22 protein-coding genes are annotated in these 23,511 nt (G+C 70.3%); 7 read left to right on the top strand and 15 right to left on the bottom strand.

The window, feature by feature from the left end:
• Positions 1-5: 5 nt before the first annotated feature.
• From P3T41_RS05070 to P3T41_RS05110, 9 genes are all read right to left on the bottom strand, one after another.
• On the bottom strand, positions 6-602 hold the full coding sequence (locus tag P3T41_RS05070) for a DJ-1/PfpI family protein (RefSeq protein WP_280688087.1): 597 nt from the start codon (positions 600-602) through the stop codon (positions 6-8).
• Positions 603-635: 33 nt separating this feature from the next.
• On the bottom strand, positions 636-2,312 hold the full coding sequence (locus tag P3T41_RS05075) for a thiamine pyrophosphate-binding protein (RefSeq protein ID WP_280688088.1): 1,677 nt from the start codon (positions 2,310-2,312) through the stop codon (positions 636-638).
• Positions 2,313-2,428: 116 nt separating this feature from the next.
• On the bottom strand, positions 2,429-3,268 hold the full coding sequence (locus tag P3T41_RS05080) for a type 1 glutamine amidotransferase domain-containing protein (RefSeq protein WP_280688090.1): 840 nt from the start codon (positions 3,266-3,268) through the stop codon (positions 2,429-2,431).
• Between the two features lie 83 nt (positions 3,269-3,351).
• A complete protein-coding gene (locus P3T41_RS05085; RefSeq protein WP_280688092.1) occupies positions 3,352-4,053 on the bottom strand; it encodes an EthD domain-containing protein in 702 nt (233 codons plus the stop codon).
• A 324-nt stretch (positions 4,054-4,377) separates the two neighbouring features.
• Positions 4,378-4,686 carry a muconolactone Delta-isomerase family protein gene (locus P3T41_RS05090; protein ID WP_280688094.1) on the bottom strand — a complete coding sequence of 103 codons (309 nt, stop codon included), beginning with the start codon at positions 4,684-4,686 and terminating at the stop codon, positions 4,378-4,380.
• A gap of 92 nt (positions 4,687-4,778) precedes the next feature.
• The gene (locus P3T41_RS05095) at positions 4,779-6,233 is read right to left on the bottom strand and encodes an ankyrin repeat domain-containing protein (RefSeq protein ID WP_280688096.1); all 1,455 of its coding nucleotides are present in this window, start codon (positions 6,231-6,233) and stop codon (positions 4,779-4,781) included.
• Positions 6,234-6,254: 21 nt separating this feature from the next.
• Positions 6,255-6,923, bottom strand: a complete 669-nt coding sequence (locus P3T41_RS05100; RefSeq protein WP_280688098.1) for an SDR family oxidoreductase — start codon at positions 6,921-6,923, stop codon at positions 6,255-6,257.
• A gap of 94 nt (positions 6,924-7,017) precedes the next feature.
• Entirely contained in the window at positions 7,018-7,359 is a 342-nt protein-coding gene (locus tag P3T41_RS05105; RefSeq protein ID WP_280688100.1) for a nuclear transport factor 2 family protein, read from the bottom strand.
• 188 nt (positions 7,360-7,547) lie between these two features.
• Complete coding sequence (locus tag P3T41_RS05110) at positions 7,548-9,029, bottom strand: MFS transporter (protein ID WP_280688101.1); 1,482 nt, start codon at positions 9,027-9,029, stop codon at positions 7,548-7,550.
• A gap of 177 nt (positions 9,030-9,206) precedes the next feature.
• Between P3T41_RS05110 and P3T41_RS05115 the strand changes: the two genes are divergently transcribed.
• From P3T41_RS05115 to P3T41_RS05130, 4 genes are all read left to right on the top strand, one after another.
• Positions 9,207-9,647 carry a VOC family protein gene (locus P3T41_RS05115; protein ID WP_280688103.1) on the top strand — a complete coding sequence of 147 codons (441 nt, stop codon included), beginning with the start codon at positions 9,207-9,209 and terminating at the stop codon, positions 9,645-9,647.
• Positions 9,648-9,700: 53 nt separating this feature from the next.
• A complete protein-coding gene (locus P3T41_RS05120; RefSeq protein ID WP_280688104.1) occupies positions 9,701-10,357 on the top strand; it encodes a TMEM175 family protein in 657 nt (218 codons plus the stop codon).
• Between the two features lie 43 nt (positions 10,358-10,400).
• Positions 10,401-11,357, top strand: coding sequence for an NADP-dependent oxidoreductase (locus tag P3T41_RS05125; protein ID WP_280688106.1), 957 nt, complete (start codon positions 10,401-10,403; stop codon positions 11,355-11,357).
• Positions 11,358-11,443: 86 nt separating this feature from the next.
• Positions 11,444-12,079: a nuclear transport factor 2 family protein gene (locus tag P3T41_RS05130; protein WP_280688108.1), complete on the top strand. Its 636-nt coding sequence runs from the start codon at positions 11,444-11,446 to the stop codon at positions 12,077-12,079.
• Between the two features lie 145 nt (positions 12,080-12,224).
• On the opposite strand, the gene P3T41_RS05135 is transcribed toward P3T41_RS05130, so the two are convergent.
• From P3T41_RS05135 to P3T41_RS05155, 5 genes are all read right to left on the bottom strand, one after another.
• Entirely contained in the window at positions 12,225-13,562 is a 1,338-nt protein-coding gene (locus tag P3T41_RS05135) for an IS701 family transposase (protein ID WP_280688109.1), read from the bottom strand.
• Positions 13,563-13,640: 78 nt separating this feature from the next.
• Positions 13,641-15,803, bottom strand: a complete 2,163-nt coding sequence (locus tag P3T41_RS05140; protein ID WP_280688110.1) for an AGE family epimerase/isomerase — start codon at positions 15,801-15,803, stop codon at positions 13,641-13,643.
• Positions 15,800-17,944 carry a glycogen debranching protein GlgX gene (glgX, locus tag P3T41_RS05145; protein WP_280688113.1) on the bottom strand — a complete coding sequence of 715 codons (2,145 nt, stop codon included), beginning with the start codon at positions 17,942-17,944 and terminating at the stop codon, positions 15,800-15,802. The genes P3T41_RS05140 and glgX overlap by 4 nt, the downstream gene beginning before the upstream one ends.
• Before the next feature lie 166 nt (positions 17,945-18,110).
• Positions 18,111-18,803, bottom strand: coding sequence for an NAD(P)H-binding protein (locus tag P3T41_RS05150; protein WP_280688115.1), 693 nt, complete (start codon positions 18,801-18,803; stop codon positions 18,111-18,113).
• A 70-nt stretch (positions 18,804-18,873) separates the two neighbouring features.
• Complete coding sequence (locus tag P3T41_RS05155) at positions 18,874-20,217, bottom strand: NDP-sugar synthase (protein ID WP_280688117.1); 1,344 nt, start codon at positions 20,215-20,217, stop codon at positions 18,874-18,876.
• Positions 20,218-20,635: 418 nt separating this feature from the next.
• Between P3T41_RS05155 and P3T41_RS05160 the strand changes: the two genes are divergently transcribed.
• The 3 genes from P3T41_RS05160 (at position 20,636) to P3T41_RS05170 (ending at position 23,008) form a co-directional block, all read left to right on the top strand.
• Positions 20,636-21,112: a hypothetical protein gene (locus tag P3T41_RS05160; protein WP_280688118.1), complete on the top strand. Its 477-nt coding sequence runs from the start codon at positions 20,636-20,638 to the stop codon at positions 21,110-21,112.
• A gap of 59 nt (positions 21,113-21,171) precedes the next feature.
• Positions 21,172-21,621 (top strand): hypothetical protein, encoded by a 450-nt coding sequence (locus tag P3T41_RS05165; RefSeq protein ID WP_280688119.1) that lies wholly within the window; start codon positions 21,172-21,174, stop codon positions 21,619-21,621.
• Positions 21,622-21,721: 100 nt separating this feature from the next.
• Complete coding sequence (locus P3T41_RS05170; protein ID WP_280688121.1) at positions 21,722-23,008, top strand: hypothetical protein; 1,287 nt, start codon at positions 21,722-21,724, stop codon at positions 23,006-23,008.
• Between the two features lie 3 nt (positions 23,009-23,011).
• Here P3T41_RS05170 and P3T41_RS05175 read toward each other — a convergent pair whose 3' ends face one another.
• Entirely contained in the window at positions 23,012-23,494 is a 483-nt protein-coding gene (locus tag P3T41_RS05175) for a hypothetical protein (protein WP_280688123.1), read from the bottom strand.
• Positions 23,495-23,511 lie beyond the last annotated feature (17 nt).

Consider the following 23,511-nt stretch of genomic DNA (forward strand, 5'->3'; position numbering starts at 1 on the left):
GCCGGTCAGGACAGCTCGGCGTGGCGCCGGCTGCCGCGCTTGGCGAGTTCTTCGATGATCTGGCGGGCGAACACGTGGCAGTGGTTCCCGGTCCGTGCCGTGACCAGGTCCTCGTCGACCACCACGTCCTGGTCGACGTAGACCCCGCCCATGTTCCGCAGGTCGCCGAGCAGGTTGTTGTGCACGACCGCGCGCCGGCCGCGGATCACCGCCGGGACCGGGGCGGCCAGCCACATGCCGTGGCAGATGATCCCCTTGACGATCGCCGGGTCGGCGAAGGCGCGCCGCAACAGCACGGAGGCCGGCGGCAGTTGGTCCACCTGCTCGGTGTAGCGCAGCCGGTCGGCGACGATGCCGGAGGGCACGATCAGCGCCGCGTACTCCTTGAGCCCGTACTCGTCCAGCTCCTCGAAGGACTCCGACACCTCGAACGGCATCCGATGCTCGTGGCCGCGGAAGACCAGCCGGTCGTTGCCCCAGAGCCGGGTGAGGAAGTGCACCTCGCCGCCCTCCTCGGCGAACCGGCGCTGGTAGTAGAGGATTTCCGGTTCGTAGAAGTCGCTCTCCATCAGGACGGCGATCTTCTGGCCGTTCAGCACCACGACGCAGACTCCTTCACTGCTGGGTCGGTTCGGTCAGGAGGAACGGCCGATGACGAGGTCGATGAGGAACGGGCCGCGGTGCGCCAGGGCCTTGGTGATGGCGGGCGCGGCCTGTTCGGGCTTCTCCACCCGCACCGCGCGCACGCCCAGCGACTCGGCGAGCTTGACGAAGTCGATCGCCGGGTGGTCCAGGTCGAACGGGCCGGGGAACTCGTGGTGCTCGACGGCGACCGTCTTCCAGTACTCCTCGATGTTCAGGTCGAGCAGCCGGTAGCGGCCGTTGTTGCAGATCACGAACTTCGCGGCGATGTCGTAGCGGGCCGCCGTCCACAGTGCCTGCACGGTGTACATGCTGCCGCCGTCGCCGGTGAAGCCGACCACGGTGCGCTCGGGGTGGGCCAGCTTGGCGCCGATCGCGCCGGGGATGCCGACGCCGAGCGAGCCGCCGCGGGTCTGGTGCCAGTGGCCGGGCAGGTTGGCCGGCAGATGCCGGAAGAGACCGGGCGAGCTGGTCAGCGCCTCGTCGAAGAGGACCGCGTCGGCCGGCAGTTGCTTGGCCAGCTCGTAACCGAACAGCTCGGCGGAGAGCGGGTCCTGGCCGACGCCCGCCAGGTCGATCGCGTTGGCCTCGATGACCGCGATCTTCTTCTCCTGCCTGGCCTTGGTCAGCCGGGCCAGCGCGTCCGACTTCTGCTCGCCGGTCTGCCGGCGGCGCAGCGCCTCGGTCAGCCGGGGCAGGGTCTGCTTGGGGTCGGCCAGCAGGCCGAGGTCGACCGGGAAGTTCTTGGCGATCGCACCGCTGTCCAGGTCCAGGTGGACCACCTTGCTGCCGGGCGAGAAGACCCCGTCGAGCAGCGGGTAGACCTCGTTCAGCGTGTAGGTGCCGGTGATCAGCACGCCGTCGGCCGGGTTGATGATCTTCGCGCTGGCCTCGCCGAACATGTGGCCCAACTGGCCGCCGAAGAGCGGGTGTTCGGCCGGCAGGTTGACCTCGGACCAGTCCGCGCCCCAGACGGTGGCGCCCCAGGCCTCGGCGAACTCGGCCAACTCGGCCTGGGCGCCGGCGAAGTGGACGCCGTCACCGGCCAGGATCAGCGGGTGGCGGGCACCGGCCAGCAGCGCGGCGGCCTGCTCGACGGAGCCGGCGTCCGGGCTGCTGGTGGTGGTGAGGTAGGAGGTGGGGACCGCGTCCTCGGTGGTCTCCTGGTCCATCACATCGGCCGGCAGCACCACCAGGACCGGCCCGTACGGCGGGGTGGCGGCCACCTTGAAGGCCCGGCGCAGCACCCGCAGGGTGGACTGCGGATCCACCACCCGGGTCGCCCACTTGGTCACCGGCTCGGCCATGCCGACCAGGTCGGCGGCCATCTGGGCGTCCATGCTGTCGTAGGCCAGGCCGGACTCGCCGACCACGCAGACCAGCGGGGCATGGCCGCGCATCGCCTGGTAGAGCATGCCGATGCCGTTGCCCAGGCCCACGCCGGAGTGCAGTTGGAGCAGGGTGGGCCGGCGGGTGGCCCGGGCGTAGCCGTCGGCGATGCCGACCACCACGGCCTCCTGCAACGACAGGATGTACTCGATGTCCGGGAAGCCCCGCAGCTCGTCCAGGAAGCCCTGTTCCACGGTGCCGGGATTGCCGAACATGTAGCGCACGCCGTCGGCCTTGAACTGTTCGAGCATCGCCACCCGGGCGGGCCTGGCGCCAGCCATCTCAGCCTCATCTCTGCGACGTCTGCGCGACGTCGGCGTCTGGAGCGGGAAACGGGCGGGCGGTCGCGCGGTGCGCGCCGGATGCGACCGCCCGCCCGGTCTTGGGGCGCCAGGGCTCAGTTGACGGTGAAGCCCCACTGGCGCAGGCCCTGCTCCAGCACCTCGACGACCTTCTGGCCGGTGAGGTAGGAGTCCGGGGTGGAACGGCCGGTGACGAACGGGAAGTCCACGATCACCGAGGTGTCGTGGCCGAAGTTGCCGTGGTAGGCACCCTCGGGCGCGGTGGCGTCACGCAGGATGTACTCCAGCGGGTACGGCGGCGGGCCGATCACGAAGTCGGTCCCCAGGAAGCCGGTGCCGTCCTTGTAGTCGTACTCGATGCAGTGCCCGGTGACGTGCTTGTTGCGGATGATGCTGACGCGGTCGTCCATCTCCCGGGCGAAGGCCAGGCAGGCCACGCCGTAGCACTCGGCGGCCACCACCAGGCCGAGGTCGCGGAAGGCCAGGATCAGGTCGTGCACCCGCCAGTTGTTGGCCAGGTCGACGATCGGCCCGGAGCCGCCGACGATCAGCAGCGCGTCGTAGCGCTCGGCGATCTGCGCCTTCACGTGCTCGCGCCGGTTGTGGTAGGCCTCGAACGCCCGCAGGAAGTCGGGCCGGCTGCGGTAGGGCCGGTCCGGCAGCCAGGAGGAGATGTCCAGCGGGTTGTCCAGCCGGTCCGAGGTGTCGACCGCCTTGACCTTCTCGGCCATCTCACCGGTGGTCACCGACTTGCCCAGCGGGGGGTCGATGTACTCGGGGTCGTAGCTCGGCGGCAGCGCGACCGGACGCTTGCCGGTCGGCGTCGCGAACGTGACCTCGTAGCCGGCCTTGTCGAAGGTCTCCAGCGGGCCGACCAGTTCCTCGCCCCAGTAGCCGTACTCGGACAGGACGATGAGGATTCTCTTCTTCGCCATCGGCGGTGGTCTCCTTCAGCGGGAGAGGTAGCGGATCGGCGGTCGAGGGGTCGACCCGCCGAAGGTCTGTGGTCGGCCGGAGCTCAGCGGGCTTCCGGTCCGATGATCCAGTTCTCGGTGACGGCCAGCGAGAAGACGTACTTCGGGTCGACCAGACCCTGCTGAGCGGCCTTCAGCTCGGCGAACCAGGGCGAGTCGAGGGCGGCCGCCAGGGCCTGCTCGTCGTCGAACCAGAGCTGCTCGACGCTGTCGAAGGCGGCTTCGCCGAACACGTAGTAGCCGTCCACGGTGTGCGCGTGCAGCGCCCGGCGCAGGCCGGGGGCGGCCGCCACCACCTGGGCGTACTCGCCCAGCGTGCGGGCCCGGTAGTCGGCCAGGTCCAGGCCCGGCGCGCGCTTGAGCAGCACGGTCAGCTTGACCCGGCCCGGCGCGGCCCCGGCCGGACCGGGCACGATCTCGTGCGCGGTGGTGTCGATCACCATGGACTGCCAGAAGGCGGCCCAGTTCGGCTCGTCCAGCCGGGCGCCCTGGAGGAACTCCTCGGTCTGCAGCGAGGCCACCTGCTCCTCGCCGTTCGCCAGCCAGATCTCGGCGATGCCCTGGTGGGGCAGGGCCGGCGTGCCGAGGTCGCCCGCGAAGGGGATCCGGCAGTCGATCAGGTACTTGCGGATCTGCGGGATCTTCGAGGCGAACTTCACCGCGTGGACGTTCACCCAGTAGTCCTGGAACTCCTGGGCCGTCATGCCCGGCTTGGGCGCGGCCAGAATGAACTGATGGATCATCATGTCTCCTAGATGGCACCGGATGGATGGCACCGGTACAGCTGGCACCGGATGTGGACACCAGGCCTGGCCACCGGGAAGGGGGCGGGCCCGCGCTGGGGCGCCGATGGCGAGCGAGCGCTCGAAAAGCCGCCGCGCCGACGGTGACGAACCGGCAAGGCCCTGTGCTTTCCATCGTCGCGAGGGCGCCACGGGGGGTCAATCACGATGGCGGGCCCCGGCCGAGAGTCGCAGGTTCCGGCCAGGACTCGTCCAGGTCACGGATGCGGACGGGCCCCGGACAGGTGTCCGGGGCCCGTCATCGCGAGGAACTCAGACCGGTCGGTCTCAGACCTGGTAGCGGAGCTTCACGTCCTCCGCGAAGCCGAGGTAGTCGCGCAGCGGCCAGACCGTCTCGAACTCCAGGTACTCCCGCATCGGGAGCCGGCCCAGCGCGGTGCGGTCGAGCTCCTCGGCGTCCGGCGAGTCGATGATCGCGATCACCCGCTTCTGCGCCGCCACCTTCCAAATACCCACGCAGAAGCCCGATTCGACGGTCTCCTTGGCGTGCTCCGCCTCCTCGCGCTCCAGCTCCCAGAGCTCGTCGAGAGTGATCCGGCCCTCGTGCTTCCACTTCATCTGGACGTAGAACAGCATCTGTTCTCCTCCGCGGAGGTGTGCGGCGCGAACCGCGTGGGCCGCGCCGGAACTGGACCGGCGGTGCTGCCGCGACCGCCGGGCGTGCTGGCTCAGGCCGACTTCGCGGCGGCGGCCAACCGGGCCGTCAGGGGGTGGTCGGACCCGAGCACGTCGGCGGCGACGTCGTACGGGGTCTTGCCGTCATGGCCGATCAGGTCGGTGCGGGCGCCGGCGTCCAGCAGGATCCGGGCGCACTCCTCCCAGCCGTGCCAGAGCGCGTCGTGCAGCGGCGTGTAGCCGTTGGTGGCGCCCTGGAAGTCGAGGTCGATGCCGTCCTGCCGGACCAGGTCGGCGGTGATCTCCGCGTGGCCGTTGTAGACGGCCTTGTGCAGCGGCACCGCGCCGAAGCACGGCTCGACCGCGTTGAGCTCGGCGCCGGCGGCCAGCAGGAGCTCGGTGATCTCCTGGTGCCCGTCCCGGGTGGCGACGTGCAGCGGGGTGTGGCCGTCGTTGAAGCCGTTGAGGTGCGGGAAACGGGCGTTGACCGCGGCACCGGAGGCGAGCAGCGCGCGCACCGCCTCGACGTCGTCCGCCACCACGGCCGCCATCAGCTGCTGCTCGGCGACCGCCTCGGCGTCCCGCTTGCGCCGCTGCTCCAGCAACTCCTCGGCGCGCAGCAGCAGTTCCTTGCCACGGGTGTTGACGTTGAGCTCGTACTCGAAGTGCTGGCGCAGCGAGAAGCCGTAGTGGGTGTACAGCTCCAGGCCCGCGCCCTGCTCGAGCAGGTACGCCACCAGGTCCGGGTACTTGTACCAGAGCGCGTCCATCAGCGGGGTGTGACCGGTGGTGGGGGCCACCGCGTCGACGAACGCGCCGGCCTCGACCAGCGCCCGGGCCACCGCCACGCTGCCGCTCTGGCAGGCCTTGTGCAGGGCGGTGGCCCCGGCCCGGGCGTCGGCGGTGCGCGGATCGGCACCGGCCTCGAGCAGCAGGCGCACCAGCTGCTCGTCGCCGCGCCCGGCCGCGATCAGCAGCGGGGTCAGGCCGCTGGCCGCGTCGACCCGGTTGACGTCGGCGCTCTCCACCTCGATCAGGTCGCGGACCGTGGCGACCGCACCGGCCCAGGCGGCCTCGACCAGGCGCTCCTGGCGGTCGGCGGTGAACGCGGCGACCTCGACGTTGGGGTCGAAGTAGACCTTCCAGCGGGCTATCCGGCCCTCCTCGTCGACCACGAAGCGGTGCGCGTCCTCGATCTCGAACTCCTGGCGGGTGCGGGTCTGCGCCGCCTTGGTGTAGACCACCGCGAAGGCGACGTCACCCTCCGCCCGCAGGTCCCTGACCTCGTACTCGATGACCTCGGTCGTCTCGGCCCGGACACCGAACGCCGCCTGGACCGCCTCCCGGCCGAGGTGACGGCCCAGGTACGGGACCACCCGGTTGAACCGGTCGGCCGGGAGCTCGAACTCGATGTCCGGGGACAGGCTCCCGATGACGGTCTCCATGTCGCCGCGACTGAGCGCGGCGAACCAGTCGGCCAGAGCCTCGTGCGTGCGCTTGCTGTCCATGGCGAACAGCCTCCTATCGGACTACCGGACGGGGTCCGGTTGCAGGGTGTCGAAGAGGTCGTCCCAGTCGGCCCGAGCGCCGCCGGACGCGTTGTACATCTCGAAGGTCCTGGACCGGGCGGCCGCGCTGTACAGGGCCTGCACGCAGGCGTCGGCCACGTCCTGACGGGTGATGTCGCCCTCGCCGCGGTCGCCCTGCTCCAGGCGGACGGCGGTGCCGCCCTTGCCGCCGGTCAGCCAGCTGGGCCGCACGATGGTGTAGGGCAGGCCGGAGGAGCGGATCGCGTCCTCCCCCGCCAGGCGCCAGTCGAGCATCCGCCCGGTCGCGTTGATCGGGTGGTTCTTGCGGGTCACGTAGATCTGGCTGACCAGCACGATGTGCGGCTTCTCGCCCGCGGCGGTGGCGGCGTCGAGCACGTTGACCACGCCCTGGTACATGGTGGCCTCCGGGCTGTTCGGACCGCTCGACGCGGTGCCCGGCTCGACGCTGAACACCACCGCGGAGCAGCCGGCCAGCGGCGTCGCCAGCGACTGCCGGTCCCGCACGTCGGCCTGGAAGGTCTGCGCGGCACCGGCCGACCGGGCCCGGCGGCTGACCACCCGGACCTGCTCCCCGCGCTCCAGCAGACCGGCCACCACCAGGCGGCCGACACTGCCGGCGCCGCCGACCACCACTACCGGGTTCTCCACAGCTACTCCTAGGAAATATGTCGGACCCTCAGGTCCGTTGGTGGTACCGGGCGTTCGTCCGGGCGCACTCGGTGCTCTCGCCGCCGACAGTGCGTCAGGTGAAGCGGCCGACGATCTCGGTGATCGCACCGCCGCCGACCCGATAGGTGTAGGCGAGATCCTCCCGCAGGCCCGCCGGCGTCCGGAAGCGGTACAGGACGGTCACCGCGTCGCCGGCCGGCCTGGCGCCGGTCTCCTGGTAGCGGCCGGCGACCCGGACCACCCAGGGCAGGAAGAAGCGGTCGAGCACCTGGCCGCGACCCTGGTGGACCGCCCCGCCCATGTCGATCCGGACGTCCGGGGCCAGGGCGCGCTCCAGCGCCGGGACATCGCCGCGGTTCGCGGCCGCGATGAATGCGCGGGCCGCGTCCAGCGCCTGCTGCGAAACCTCGTTCATGGCACCCCTTCGAGCCCCTTCGCGGCGTCAGGAAACGTGCACGTCAAGAAAGGGGTATCAATGACATTGACTCCTGGTCAATATCAGAGTTGAACAAGTACTTCCCTGATGCCTGTGAGGCGCATACGATGAGATCCACAGGCATCAGGGAAGGGGGCAGTGTCCTTCAGCGTTCCGAAGGCCTGCGATCAGCGTTCGGAGGCGGCCCTGGCCGGCGCGACGCTGTCCGCGGCGACCGGCGAGCCGGCCACCCGGGTGCCGCGCCCGGCGGGGGTGCGCAGGCCGATGAAGCCGATCACCAGGCCGGTCAGCGAGAACAGGCCGGCGACCAGGAAGGCCCAGCGGTAGCTGGAGATGCTGCCGCCGTGCGAGGTGGCGGTGAGCACGGCGGCCAGCACGGCCACCCCGATGCCGGCGCCGACCTGGTACGCGGCGGTGATCAGACCCGCCGCGACACCCTGCCGCTCGTCGGCGACGCCGCTGACACCGGCGATGTTGACGGACGGGTAGATCAGGCCGTTGCCGATGCCGTGCAGGATGATGCCGGGCAGGATCGCGACGGCGTAGCCGCTGGTGCTGCCGACGCCCAGGAAGAGCAGCACACCGGTGGCCTGGATGATCAGGCCGACGGTGACCACCGCGCGCATGCCGAAGCGGGTGACCAGCGGTCCGGAGGCGAACTTGGCGACCGCGACGATGAGGATGCCCAGCGGCAGGAAGGCGAAGGCCGTCTTCAGCGCGCTGTAGTGCAGGCCCTCCTGCAGGTAGAGGGTGGCGACGAACTGCCAGCCGATGGTGGAACCGGCCCACACCAGGTTGACCAGGTTCGCCGAGCTGAGCGTGCGGGCCCGGAACAGCGAGAGCGGCACCAGCGGCGAGCTGTGGCGGGACTCGATCACCACGAACAGGACCAGCAGCAGCACCGCGCCGACTAGCGTGCCGATGGTGCCGACCGAACCCCAGCCCCAGGACGGCGCCTGGACCAGGCCGTAGACCAGCAGCATGACGCCCAGGGTCGCGGTCAGCGCGCCCCCGATGTCGAAGCTCTGGCGCGGACCGGCGACCCGCGGCGGGTCGGCCTTGATCAGCGGGGTGGCCAGCAGCACCGCGATCGCGATCACGCCGGGTGCGAAGAACACCAGGCGCCAGTTGATCTCGGTGAGCACACCGGAGAGCACCAGGCCGAAGCTGTAGCCGGCGGCGCCGGTCATGGCGAAGACACCGAGCGCGCGGTTGCGCTCGGCACCCTCCTTGAAGGTGGTGGTGATCAGTGACATCGCGGCCGGTGCGGTGAAGCCCGCAGCGATGCCCTTGAGCACCCGGGTGCCGATCAGCAGCGCGCCCGAGGTGAGCACCCCGCCGAGCAGGCTGGCGACGATGAACAGGGCGGTCGCGCCGATGAAGGTCCGGCGCCGGCCCCACATGTCGGCGCACCGGCCGCCGAGCAGCAGGAAGCCTCCGTAGCCCACGGTGTAGCCCGAGACGAGCCACTGCAGCGAGCCGTCCGACAGGTGCAGGCCCGTCTTGATGCTGGGCAGCGACACGCCCAGCAGAGAGATGTCGAGCGCATCCAGGAAGACCGCGCCGCACAGGATCAGCAGCGCCAGCTGCTTCCTGCCGGCGGACAGTTCGCCCGGAGCGCTCGTGGATGCGCGATCGATGGTGGTCATGGCGTGTCTGGCTCCTCAGATCTCCGAGTGGAACGAGGTGACGCCTCACCAGAAAACCGCTAGAGTCAATCATTGTCAATCGAACAGTCAATACTCTAGGCTGTCGAAACCTGTGAGTGGCGCTCGGGCGATCGCTGTCGCGCCGCGGTGCCGCTTTTTCATGTCCCCGGAGGATCAATGTCCACCGAATTGACGCAGCAGCAGGTGGCGGACCGGATCACGACGATGTCGAGCTGCTTGGTCGTCGCCGACATCGACCGCGCCATCGACTGGTACCAGCGCATCCTCGGATTCGCTCTGGTCAACCGGCTCGACATGCCCGAGCGGGGCGAGCGGGTGGCCTTCCTCGGCAGCGGCACGCTGCGCCTGGAGCTCGCCGAGCGGACCGGATCGGCGTCGCTGCGCCGCGCAGACCCGCCGGAGCACGGCTCCGTCCAGGGCCCGAGCCATCTCTCCTTCTACGTGGACGACCTCGAAGCCGTCCTGGAGCGGCTGGCCGCGCTGGGCGTCCCGCCCGTGGTGGGACCGGTCGACGTGACACCGCTGGCGATCCGGGTCGCCTTCGTCCGCGACGTCGAGGACCACCTGATCGAGTTCGTCCAGACCGCGCCATGGTGACCGCCGCCGAACCGGCCGGCCGGGATGCGGCGGAGGGCCTGGCTCCTCCCGTGATGACGACCGCGCGCCTGGAAGCCTTCAGCGACGGCGTGTTCGCGATCGCCATAACGCTGCTGATCCTGGACGTGCATCCGCCCGGTCCCCTTGAGGCGGGCACCGGGCTCGCCTCGGCGCTGGGCCACCTGTGGCCGTCCTACGTCGCCTACGTGGTCACGTTCATGCTGATCGGGATGATCTGGCTCAACCACCACCTGATGTTCCACTACATCGTCAGGGTCGACCGGCCGCTGATGATCGTGAACCTGCTGCTCCTGCTCTCCGTGGCCTTCCTCCCGTTCCCCACCGCGATCCTGGCGGAGGCGGTGAGCACCGGCCACGGCGAGCAGGTGGCCGCGGCACTGTACGGGGTCGTGCTGATCCTCGGCGGGGTGTTCTTCAACGCGCTGTGGATCTACGCCTCACTCGGACACCGGCATCTGGGCGACCACATCTCACCCGCCCAGGCCCGGCGGATCCGGATCCGGTTCGGCGTGGGGCCGTTGCTCTACCTCACCGCTGTGCTGCTCTCCCTGTTCAGCGCGACGCTCAGCATCTGCTGCTACATCGCGCTGGCGCTGTCCTACTTCATCGACGTCAGCCCCAGGTCGGCGATGCCCGAGGCCACCGCCGACACCAGATCGGATCCAGCCCGCCCGCCGGACGGTTTCTGACGGACCGTCGGGGTCGACTGCCATCTCGGACGAGGAGCTCCACATGCCCGAAACCATGCGCGCGGTCCGCCAGCACAGCTTCGGCGGCCCCGAAGTGCTCAAGATCGAGGAGGTGCCTCGCCCGGAACCGCTCTGGACCGAGGTGCTGGTCCGGGTGCACGCCGCCGGCGTCAACCCGGTCGACTGCAAGACCCGGGCCGGCGGCGGCATCCTGAGCACCCAGGGGCCGCTGCCGTTCACCATCGGCTGGGACGTCTCCGGCGAGGTGGTGGCCATCGGCTCCGGCGTGACCCGCTTCGCCGTCGGCGACGAGGTGTACGGGATGGTCAACTTCCCCCGGAGCGGCGCCGGTTACGCCGAATACGTGACGGCCGACTCGCGCCAGCTGGTCCGCAAGCCCGAGGTGCTCAGCCACCAGGAGGCGGCCGGGGTCCCGCTGGTGGCGCTGACCGCCTGGCAGAGCCTGGTCAGCGTCGGTCGGACCGGCCCGGGCACCCGGGTCCTGGTCCACGGCGCGGCCGGCGGGCTGGGCCACATCGCGGTCCAGATCGCCCGGGCCCGCGGCGCCTGGGTGTGCGGCACGGCGGGCACCGCCCAGCAGGACCTGGTCCGACAGCTGGGCGCCGACGAGGTCTACGACTACACCAAGGTCCGGTTCGAGGAACTCGCCCACGACATCGACGTGGTGGTCGACACCGTCGCCGGGGACAACGGGCTGCGCTCGCTGCGCACCATGCGCCCTGGCGGCGTGCTGGTCTCGCTGCCGGTGCCGCCCGACGAGCAGACGCTCGCCGAGGCCGCCCGGCTCGGGCTGCGCGCGGTGTCGCTGACCGTCGAGGGCGACCGGACCGACCTGGAGGACATCACCGCGCTGATCGAGGCCGGCGCCATCAAGCCGATCATCGCCGAGGTCCTGCCGCTGGAGCGCGCCGACAAGGCCCACGAGCTGATCGAAACCGGCCAGGCCAAGGGCAAGGTCGTGCTGAAGGTCATCGGCTGACCTCTCCCCTCCTCACCTCACCTCACCTCATCCCGAGTCCCCGCCCGCCCCGGGCGGGGACCGTCTCCGTCAGGAATCGAGGATCCATGCCCATCATCAAGGTCAATCTCATCGAAGGCTTCGCCACCCTGGCGGAGAAGTCCCAGATCACCATGGAGATGACCGAGGCGCTGGTCACCGTCATGGGCGAGGTGACCAGGCAGTTCACCTACGTGTCCGTGGAGGACATGAAGCCCGGCGCCGTCTCGATGGGCGGCCAGCTGGTGACCGAGGAGACGATGCGCGGCGGGCTCGTCCTGTCCGAGCAGGAACTGGCGGTCAAGCTCACCGCCAGCCGCGTCAAGGCCGCCTACGCCGCCCTGGACAGCGGCGACCGCACCGCCATCGAGCAGTACTGGGACAAGGACCTCACCTGGTCGGTCCCCGGCGCCAACCCGCTGGCCGGCACCTACGAGGGGCTCGACGCCTTCCTCGGGTACGTGCAGAGCCGCCGGGACCTCTCCGGCGGCTCGTTCAGGTCGGAGGAGGAGCAGATCATGGTCGACGGGCACATCGCCGCCTACCTCTGCCGCAACTCCGCCATCCGCTCGAGTGCCGACTGCTCCTGCGCGCTGGCCGCCGACCTGATGCAGCTGCTGCACTGGAAGAACGGCCGGGTGATCTCCGGCCAGGAGGCCTACTTCGGCGACGGCGCCACCGGCAACGACGCCTTCTGGCGCTGACCGGCACCCGGCGCGCCAGCACGACGGCGCCTTCGGTGCGCACCCTCCCGGTGCCCACCGAAGGCGCCCTTCTGGTGGGCCGGCACGGCAGTGGGGGCACCGACCGCTTCGGTCGGTGCCCCCACTGCCGTGCCGGTAGCACGCCCTAGCGTTCGTCCGCGAGCTCCGCCGCCCGGTCCAGGTCCGGCTCCAACTGGGCCTCCAGCTCGGCCTCCAGGCCCTCCTCGAGCTCGGCCTCCAGCTGGTCGTCGTCCAGTTCGGCCGCCGCCAGCTCCGCCGACAGGTCTGCCACGTCCCCCAGCTCCTGGAGGGTGTGGAAGCCCAGCGCGGCCGAGGCCAGCGTCACGTGGTGGTGCCAGCCACGGAACGAGCGGCCCTCGAAGTCGCCCAGCCCGTAGTTCTGCCGCAACCGGTCCTGGCTGACCGCGACGTGGTGCCGCAGCTCGGCGAGCGCGACGGTGTCGGCCAGCCGGTCGGCGGGCAGGTTGGTCACCCAGTAGGTCCGCGGCCGCGGGCGGCCGAACGGCCACTCGACCACCAGCTGCCGCTGGACCCGGTAGCCGCCGGCCCGGCGCGGCCGCAGCGGCTGGCGACCGATCGCGCCGACCGGGCCGCCGCCGAGCGGTACCACCATGAACTGCGAGTGCCGGGTCCGCGCCGCCGGGCTGTCCTGCCAGGAGAGCGCCACCCGCTCGGCCCGGCCGCCCAGCGCGAGCGCCACGTCCACTGCGGGGTTGCGCTGTCCCGGTGCCCGGCCCGACAGTTGACGCACCGGCAGCAGGGTGCTCGGACCCACCTCGACGAGGTAGCCGACGTTGCGGTCCTCGAGCCCGACCAGCAGGGCCTCGATCTGCGGCTCGTAGGTCCAGTCGGCCAGCACCGGGGCGGGCGGCACGTTCCACTCCAGGACCTCGTCCAGCGACTCCAGCACGTAGCTCCAGCGCGGGCGGTGTCGCTCCTCGGCCGGGACATGGGCCTGGTTGCGCAGCTCGTGGTCCTCGTCCCAGTGCCGGGGCAGCATCAGGTGCCAGTTGACCGGCAGGCTGCCGCCGCGGTGCACCAGCGAGGTGGCCAGCGCCAGTTGGCAGTTGACCACCCGGCCGGCCGAACCGACGAACTGCCGGCCGACGCCGGCCGAGCGGGTGCCGTTCTTCGGGAACACCACCTCGTCGACGGCCCATGCCTGGGGCGCGGCCGCGCCGGCCACCCGCTCCGCGAGGTAGCGGCGCACGGTGTGCGAGGCCCAGGTGCTCTGGTTGACGAACTGCTGGATGGGCTGGACCGCTCTGTGGCCGAGCACCTTCTCGGTGATGTTGGCCGGGGTCCGGCGGCCGGGGGCGTGCAGCAGCCCCCGCAAGTAGACCTCGCCCCAACGGCGTTGGTCGGAACGGGCGAAGCAGGAGAAGAGGTCTCGACAGTACTCGGAGATTCCGTCCTGCCGATCCCCCGCAAACGGATCACGGAGGTGCGAAACCTTGGTCACAGCGGGTCCTTCGGCGTTCGGGCCACGCGGTCCGCCCCGCCCACCGAGGCGGGGCGGACCGGCGTGGCGCAGGGGTGGTCACTCGTCGTTGCAGGCGCGATCCGGGTCGAGCACGAAGGCGTCGGTCGCGATGAGCATCTGAGCGATCTCGGGTTCGGCGGAGCCGACGATGACGAAGTCGACGTCGGCGCCGATCTTGGTCCGCTGGAACAGCAGCTCGTTGATGATCGGGCGGCTGATCTCGGTGACCTTGCAGAGGTGGAACTCCACCCGGCGCGGGTTGACCGACAGGGCCTCGCCGAAACCGCGGCGGAAGTTGTCCAGCTCCTGGAGGTCGAGGATCCCCTCCAGGTGGACGTGCGCCGTCTCGCCGTCGAACTCGCTGGAGATCCGCAGCCGCAGGTCGGCCGGCTCGACGACCACCCGCACCCGCAGCGCCTCGCTGCTCTTCGGCAGCTTGACGGTCAGCGCCTTGGCGTCGAAGTCCTGGTACGGCTCGTCGTCGATCCAGACCTGGTCGATCTGGACCGAGCCCTCCGGCAGCATGTCGGGAGCCACCCGCAGCACCCCGTCCGGGAACGCGTCGGGGCGCGGCCGGAAGTGCAGGGTCAGCGGCTGCGAGGTGACCAGCAGGTTGGTGTAGGTCGCCGCCAGGTAGCAGAGCTCCAGCGCGTGGTAACCGGCCATCGAGTGGCTGCCCTTGAGCCGCTCGGTGCCCAGCAGGTAGGGGATGCCGTTGGCGAGCACGTTGAAGTAGACGCCGCCGTCGTCGTAGTCCAGGAAGAAGGCGTTGTAGAACGCCGCCGCCTCCCGGGCCTGCCGCTTGTGCTCCGGGTCCCCGGTGACGCCCGCCAGGATCAGGTAGGCCAGGATCGACTGCTCCTGCTGCCACCAGGCCTTGCGGTCGTGCCAGACCAGCCGGTGGGCGCCGCTGTCCGGGTCGGGGACCCGCTCGACCACGTCGTACCAGCCGCCGCGCTGCTGGTCGCTGCCGACCGGCGGCATGATCTCCGCGATCCGCTCGGCCAGTTGGCTGTACTCCGGCTTGTCGCGCAGCGCCCGGATCCGGGTGAGGTTCCAGGCGATCTTGAGGTTGTGGCCGACCACCGCGCGGTCCTGCTGCCAGCCCCAGGTGCGGTCGGGACTCCAGTCCTCGTGGAAGCGCTCCTGCACGAACGGGCTGTTGGGCTCGTCCGGGAAGTACTTGGCGATGGTGTCGGCGGTCTCCTCCAGGAGCTCCGCGAAGTCCGGCCGCCCGGTGGCCAGGTAGGCGTTGATCAGGTAGGCCGGGGCGTGGTCGCCGACCGAGTTCCAGTTCTTCCGGGCCCGGTTGCGGCCCAGCGAGTCGGACCGCGGGTCCATCGTGATCGGGTCGAGGTGGGAGAAGAAGCCGCCCCGTTCCTCGTCCTTGAAGTACTTGTGGAACAGCGCCACGGTGCGGTCGATGTCGTCCAGGATCCGCGGGTCGCCGGTGATCCGGTAGGTCTGGGTCGGGCCGGCCAGCGCGTAGATCTGCTCGTACATCGGGATCGCGTTGTAGTCGTCGCCGAACTCCGAGGCGAAGACCTTGCGTTGGGCGTCGGGGGTGATGTCGATGGCGTGGTACCAGTAGACGACGCCCTCCTGCTCGTCCGAGACCCGCATGTGCTCGCGCAGGTACTCGGTGCCGGACTCGGCCGCCGCCAGGAAGCGCTCCTCGCCGGTCAGCATGAAGGCGGTGGCCAGGCCGTAGACCAGCCGGGAGATGGTGTCGGTCTCCTGGCGCAGGTCCTGCTCGCTGTACTCGGACACGTGGGTGCCGTGCAGCGTCAGCCGGGTGCGGAAGCCGCGCCAGTCGTAGACCCCGTCGGGGAAGTGGCCGCGCAGGTAGAAGTCGGCTATCTCGGCCGCCTGCTGGACCCACCAGCCCGGCTTCTCGAAGACGTAGGCACCCCGCCGCTCCTCCGGGAAGACCAGCTCGCGGGCGTCGATCCGCTCGCCGCCGGCCCACTGGTGGAAGAGGCCGTAGACGAACACGTAGCGGCCCTCGGCCAGCAGGTCGCGGGTGGCGCCGCTGGTGTCCCGGCGGTGCGAGTCGCCGAGGTTGCGGACGATCTGGGAGCCGAGCACGCCATCCAGGTGGATGGTGAACTCCCGCCCGTCGGTGGTCCGCAGGCCGAACCGGTCATGCGTCGGCTCGTAGGAGGTGATGTATCCGGCGATGCTGTCGGAGTAGGTCCGTCGGACGTCGGGTGCGCTCATCGATTGGTGCCTCCGTTGTCGGGCAGCGCCACCAGGACGACGACGCTGCGACCGTGGGCGTGGAAGAGGTGGCCTGTGACGGGCTCCTCCGCACCGGGCGCCAGCACGTCGGCGTCCGCGCCGCGGGCGGTGTCGACCGTCCGGTGCCACTGGTGTCCCGCGATCTGCGGGAGCTCGAAGTCCAGACCGAGGTGGTACATGTTGAGGATCACGTGCAGGTCCGGATCGCCGTCGAAACCGCCCAGCGTGAAGGAGAGGACCCGGGCGTCGGTGTCCTCCCAGCCAGGCTGCTCCAACCTGGTGCCGTGCCAGCTGACCTCGGGCACCTCGCGCTCGTTGTGCCGACCGCTGAAGAACTGGGGCCGGCGCAGGGTCGCGTGGCGCTTGCGCAGCGCGATCATGGAACGGAAGAAGTCCTGGACCTCGGTCTCCTTCTCCGCCTGCTCCCAGTCCAGCCAGGAGATCTCGTTGTCCTGGCAGTACGCGTTGTTGTTGCCGCCCTGGCTGTTGCGGAACTCGTCACCGGCCAGGATCATCGGCACGCCGCGGGAGAGCATCAGGATCGCCGTCAGGTTCTTGATCTGCCGCACCCGCAGCCGCTCGATCTCGTCCGCGTCGCTGGCGCCCTCCACCCCGCAGTTCCAGCTGAAGTTCTCGTGGCTGCCGTCGGTGTTGGCCTCGCCGTTGGCGTGGTTGTGCTTGCCGTGGTAGCTCACCAGGTCGTTCATCGTGAAGCCGTCGTGGCAGGTGATGAAGTTGACGCTGTTGGTGGGCAGTTCGCCCTGCCGGCTGAACAGGTCGCGGGAGCCGCCGATCCGGGTGGCCACCGTCCCCACCAGGCCCGCGTCACCGCGCACGAAGCGCCGGATGTCGTCGCGGAACGGCCCGTTCCACTGCGCCCAGCGCTTTCCGGGGAAGCGGCCGACCTGGTAGAGGCCGCCGCCGTCCCAGGGTTCGGCGATGATCTTCGTCTCGGAGAGGATCCCGGACAGCTCGATGCCCCAGAGCACCGGCGGGGTCTCCATCTCGTAGCCCTCGGCGCCGCGGGAGAGTTCGGAGGCGAGGTCGAAGCGGAAGCCGTCCACGTGGTGCTCGGTGACCCAGTACTCCAGGCACTCGATGATGAACTTGGCCACCGCCGGGTGGTTGGCGTTGACCGCGTTGCCGCAGCCGGTGAAGTCCATGTAGTGCCGGCGGTCCTGCGGCCACAGGTGGTAGTAGACCTCGTTGGCCTGGCCCCGGAAGCTGATCGTGGGGCCGTGCTCGTTGCCCTCCGAGGTGTGGTTGAAGACCACGTCCAGGATGACCTCGATGCCGGCCTTGTGCAGCGCCTTGACCATGTCCCGGAACTCTTCGATGTGCTTGCAGCCGCACGGGTCGGAGCAGTAGTCGCTGTGCGGGGCGAAGAAGCCGAACGGGTCGTAGCCCCAGTAGTTGCGCAGCGGCGTGCCGTGCGGGCCGACCCGCAGCACCTGACGCTCGTCGAAGTCGAAGACCGGCAGCAACTCGACCGCGGTCACGCCGAGTTCCTTGAGGTACGGGATCTTCTCGACCACGCCGGTGAAGGTGCCGGGGTGGGTCACCCGGGCGGTGGGCGAGGAGGTCAGGCCGCCCACGTGCATCTCGTAGATCACCGTCTCGGCCAGCGGCCGGCGCAGCGGCTCGTCGCCCTCCCAGTCGTAGCAGTCCAGGTCCACCACCATGCTGCGCATCGCGTAGGCGCAGTTGTCCTCGTGGCCCACCGCGCGGGCCCGGTCCCAGAGGATGTTGATGTTCGCCCGCGAGTAGGGGTCGAGCAGCACCTTTCGGTGGTTGAACCTGGCGCCGGACTCCTTGACCTGCTGCGGACCGTCCATCCGGTACGCGTACACCTGTCCTTCCCGCAGACCGGTGACATGGCAGTGCCAGAAGTGATAGCTGTGATTGTTTTCCGGATCGAGCGTGATCACCCGGGCCGGCGCCAGCGCGTGGTAGCTGTCGAACAGCAGCAGGTCGACCCGAGTGGCTCGCTCGGAGAAGATCGAGAAGTTCACGCCGGTTTCGTCCACGGTGGCACCCAGCGGCTGCGGATGCCCGGCCGTCACCTCGGCCCGCATCAGTGTTTCGACCGGGACTTCTGTCGTCGCCTGACTCTTGGTCATATCTTCTGTCAACTCCCTACCCCATGATGCACCCGGAATTGTGGATTCCGCCCGACTCTCACCCCCCATGAGGGGAAGGACCGGGCTGCTCTCCGCTTCGCCGACGCGCGCACGGGTGCGGGCGGAGAAGGTGGCCTCGGCGCGGCACACCGGGACCACCGAAGGCTCAGGCCACCGGTGTCCGGTCCCAGGCGAGCGAGCCGTAGGCCTCGCTCCAGGACGGGAACGGCACCCCTGGCTCGTTGAAGATCTCGAAGGTCACCCCGCGGGCGGCCGGCGTGTACAGCGCCTGCAGGCAGGCCTCGGCCACGTCCCGCCGGGCCACCTGCCCGGTGCCCTGGTCCCCCTGGTGCAGCCGCACCCGGTGGCCGGCGCTGCGGTCGTCGATCAGCCACCCGGGCCGCACCACGGTGTAGGGCAGCCCCGACTCGCGCAGCGCCTCCTCGCCGGCGAAGCGCCAGGAGAGCAGGCGGCCGTAGGCGTTCAGCGGGTGCCCCTGGTGGGTCGCGTGCAGCTGGCTGATCAGCACCACGTGCGGCCGGTTGCCGTCGGCGGTGGCGGCCTTGAGGACATTGCGCACCCCGTGGCAGAGGGTGGTCTCCGGCCGGTCGGGCCCGCTCTGCTCGGTACCGGGCTCGACGCCGTAGACCACCGCCGAGCAGCCGGCCAGCGCACCGCCCAAGGTCTGCGGGGCGCGCACGTCCGCCTGTCTGAACACCGCACCCGGCGCCAGCTCCCGGCGGGCGCGGTGCGCGCTTCGACCGATGACGCGCACGCTCTCCCGGCGCTCCAGGAGCCCTTGCACGATGAATCGGCCGACGCGTCCCGTGCCGCCGACCACCACCACCGGATTGTCCATCGCCTTCACTCCTCTGCTCAGCCGTCGGGTGACGAGTCGTCGGGCAGGTCGCCGGTGTGCGCCGGTCGGATCAGATCCATCGCAGGATGTCGTCCGAGCTGGTCAGCCGGGTGCCCGAAGGAAGGTTCGCGATCATTGGGACTCTCAGGCGCGGGTAGACGCTGACCCCGGAGAGCCGGGACCCCCGCCAGAGCTGGGCGCCGTCCCCGATGGCCGAGAAATCCTCCAGTCGGACCGGGTTCTCCCGGTCCGACTGGATCTCCACCATGGGGCCGACATAGCTGTCGCTGATGTGCGCATACGGACCGATCACCGAGGCGTCGCCGCAGGAGCTGCGGCTCAGCCGCGCCCCCGCACGCAGTTCGACGCCGTCGCCGACGTCGGTGTACTCCAGCCGGACGTCACTGCCGACCGCGACATGGCGGCCTATTCGGACCCCGGGGCCGATCACCACGGTGCCCGCCTCGATCTTGTCCGCCAGCGTGGTGCCGGTGATGTCGTCGCGGGTGGCCAGCGAGGTCTCGTGGATCCAGTACCGCGGACTGGCGCTGGCCGGCTCGGCCATCAGCTCGTTCATCAGCGGATAGCCGCCGGCCAGCACGTCCTTGAGGGTGACCAGGTAGTCCTCGACGTTGCCGAGGTCGCCGAGTCTGTCGATCCGGTGCGCGGCCACCGGCAGGCCCCGCTCCACCAGGGTGGGCAGCAGGTCGCCGCCCCAGTCGAGCCGCTGCTGCGCCTGGCGCATCAGCTCCGGCTCCCGGGCGGCCTCGCGCAGGCGTGCGCAGTCCACCAGGTACATCCCGGCGTTCGTGGGAAGCATCGCGTCCGCGTCCTGGCGCACCTCGGGGAAGAGCTCGTGGATCCGGTCCAGCGCCGGCTTCTCCACGAAACCGGAGACCAGGCCACGGGCGTCGGTGCGCATCGCGCCGTACTTGCCGGCCACCTCCTGCGGCGTGCGGGCCACCGCGGCCACCGTCACCACCGCGTCGGCGGCCCGGTGGGCGGCCGCCAGCTCGGCGAGCGAGAAGTCGAAGATCGAGTCGACGGGCAGCACCAGGGCCTGCCCGGTGAGGTCCCACTCCTCCAGGTTGTGCAGGGTGGCCGCACCGGAGCCGACGTTGTACCGGTCGAAGCTGGGCCGCGAGTAGCGCACCTCGACGCCGTATCGCTCGCCGTGGCCGAGCAGCAGCATGATCTGGCTGCGGTTCTCCAGCCCCTGGGCCACCACGTAGAAGCGACGGATGCCCTGCTCACGACAGGCGTCGACGACCCACTCGATGAGGCGACGGCCGACGAAAGGGATCAGCGCCTTGCTGCGGATGTAGTCCGCGGACTCCAGCGTGATCGGCTTGGCACGTTCGCCGCGCCCACCGGCCAGGATGATCCCCACGGTCTCCATGTGCTCGCCACCCATCTCGCATCCCCCACGTCGGCGACCCTTGTCAGCAAAGACTCAACAGCAAGAGTCACATGGTGTCAACGAGGGAGTCAAGCCGGTGACCGAATGCCCGCCTTGTCGTCATGTCACCGGCGCGGTTCCGAGACGATATGTCAGGTCCACGACATGAAATTTCGGACCATTCCCCTGAAACTCATTCACGCCCGCCGGCGGCCGGCTCGGGACGACTGTGGGCCAATCAGCCGAGCTGGTGCGATTGGGGCGATTCGGATCTCCCCGGAATTCAGACCTGACCCTCCGTCACGCTGTCTCCCGACTATTGAGGATTCTCGTGACCTTCCGTAGCTGAAATTAAACTCCGGGGTCAGCCGCTCAAGCGGCCGAAAAGAAGCGATATCTTCGGCCTTACATCTCGCGCCACTGGGAGGATCAAATGGGGGAGTCCATGCGCGCCGCTTTCTTCGATCTGGGAGGCAGACACAGCTCACTGCGACACAGCCGGGCGGTACGCGCGGCGGCGGCCAGACACCGCTCGGTCGGCGACCTGGTGGTCCTGGTGCTCTCCCGCGACCAGCCCAAGAGGCCGACCCCGGCTGCGTTGAGCCTGGAGACGCTGGGTGTCGACGCGGACCTGGTCCTGCTGCCCGAGCCGGTCGACCCGCCCACCGTGCCCGAGAGCCACCCGCCGGTGACCGTGATCGAGGCGATCACCCTGCTCGGCCTCGACCCCGCCTGCTGCTTCGGCTACGTCGACCACTGCGGCGGCCTGCGCACCCTGGCCGTGGTCGGCAATCCCCGCGTGGTCGGCCTGGACCCGGATCTGGCCGCGCACGCCGACTCCCACGGCTGGCCGATCCTGAGCGAATCCCAGACACCGGTCGGCCAGGCCGGACCCCCAGGCGCCCAGTAGGGGAAAACTCAGGGCCGTGGCTACTGGCCCCCGGGCCCCGCGAGGAGCACCGTGGAGGCATGGAACACGGAGATCTGTCGCGACGCGAGAACCGTCAACTGGCCGTCGCCTCTGCCACCCTCGGTCCGTGGCGTGCTGCCACGGCCGTGGGCGCGGTGGTCGGCGGGGCAGCGCTGGCCGTGGACGTGGTGACCGGCCACTGGACCACGAGCATCCTGGCCGGCCCGGTCGGCCTGGCCCTGTTCTTCTTCTTCCTGGTCGGCGGCCTCGGCGGGCGGCTGCGCAAGGACACCGGCGACCGCCGGCTGCGACGCTGGGCCGACGCCAACCCCTGGCAGTCCGCGTTGCCGCTCAGCGGCGCCCTCCTGGTGCTGAACACGCTGGCGCTGACGCTGCTCGGCAGCTGGGGCATCTTCGGCGCGTTCTTCACCTCGCTGCTCCCGGCCGGCCTGCTGCTGGTGGTGCTCGGCGTGGTCGGCTCGGTCAAGGGCGCCCGCCGGTCCCGCTGACCGGGCAACTGAGGAGATATCAGCACAGTTCGCGCACCGGGGCATCTCAGTATGGCCGCCCGGTGCGCGAACTGTCGTTCACCCTCTGCATACTGACCGCGTGTCGATCACCGAAGACCCACCACAGCCACCCGGCGAGGAGCCGGACCCGTTCGCCGACCTCGTGCTCGACGAGGAGTTCGTCAAGGGTGCCACCGTCAAGGAGCAGTCCGGCCGGGCCCGGATGCTCTCCGCCAAGTGGCTACGCGAGCCTCCCCAGCCGGAGCAGGCCTGGCGCCCGCCGACCGAGACCCGCCGCCGCTGGTACCAGCGCCGGGCCGCGCCCGTGGACCCCTGGGGCAACAAGCGCCGCACCAAGCGGAACTGGCAGGCCCCGGTCTTCGTGCTGCTCGCGATAGCCGTGGTGGCCGCCGGGCTGAACGTCAATGGGCTGCACAGCTGGTACGTGAACAACTTCGGCGGTGGGTCCTCTGGCTCCGGGTCGGCGGCGGCCGGGGCACCCCCCGTGCCCGTGGTCACCCAGGCGCCGGAGACCGCCCAGCCGACCGCGGCGCCCTCCACGGCGGACCCGCAGACCCCGACCGTGGCGCAGCCGTGGCTGGGCTCGCCCGCCGACGCCTGGCCCGCCGGCCCCGACGCCGTCGTACTGCCGCCGGCCCAGGCCACCGGGGTGTTCTCGCAGGACCAGGTGGCGGGGCAGCTGAAGCTCGTGAAGGACTTCCTGGTCGGGTCGAACCTCGACCCGACCGTGCTGTCGGGCGGGACCCCGCAGCAGGTGCTGGACCTGCTGGGTGGCAAGTCGCTGGCCGCGTTCAAGGACTCGCTCGCCCACCCCGGCCCGACGAACGACCCGACCAGCTGGATCAGCCGGTTCAACCCGAAGACCGCGATCCCGGCCGGCAACGTGGTCAAGCTCCAGGGCCGGATCACCTTCGCGGCGGACACCGCCAAGGACGACCCCGACGGGGTGCTGGTGCACACCGACTACACCTTCGTCTACGCCCTGGTGCCGGGTCCGCAGCAGTTCGATCCGAACAGCGTGCCCAGCGCGTCGCCGACCGGCGGCGGCAACGCGCAGTCCGTGGCCCTGCTGTCGCTGGACCCCAACGCCGTGGTCACCCGCGAGATCGTCCGCCGGACTCAGGACTTCGTCTTCTACGACCCGGCCAAGTTCAACGTGTCGCCGCACAAGCTGTACTTCGGGCAGGGCAACAGCTCCCTGGGCAACAACTACTGCGCGATTGGCGACGGCTGGCTGGAGCCGCTGTTCCCGCAGACGGGGAACATCGACGGGGCGGCGCCGAGCTCCGGCCCGACGATGGACCCCTACGACCGCAGCCAGGCGCTGCCCGACGACCAGAAGTGCCGCACTGACAGCCGTTCCTGACCGCTACCGCTTCTTCCGCTTCCCCGGCCGCCCGCCACCCGAGGCCTTCCGCTTCTCGTGCCGGGCGGTCTCGCGTTCCCACTGCGCCCGCCGGACGCCCTCGCCCGGGGCCTCCGTGAGGCTGCGGAAGAAGTACGCCGCCGCCGAGCCGACGCAGCCGATCAGCCAGACCGCGCCGAGCGACTTGTCCTCGGCCATCCAGCCGTCCAGCGAATCGCGGCCCTCGGCGAGGACCTTCCAGGTGCGCAGCGCGGCCAGCACCGAGCAGACCGCGATGGCGGCCAGCAGCAGCCAGTTGACCAGGCCGCCGGCCTTGGACATCCGCACCCCGCCGACCGCGAACTGCAGCACCAGCCCGCCCGCCACCACCGTGGCGAAGGCGCCGAGCGAGACCGCCACCCGGCGCAGCCAGTAGTCGGTGCCGTGCTCCACCCAGCTGGTGCCGAAGAAGCGGATGGGCTCGGGGGCGGTGCGGTCGTCGATCACGCCTCAAGTATCCCCGA

Origin of the sequence: Kitasatospora sp. GAS204B, from assembly GCF_029892155.1 — a bacterium.
Classification (GTDB): Bacteria; Actinomycetota; Actinomycetes; order Streptomycetales; family Streptomycetaceae; genus Kitasatospora.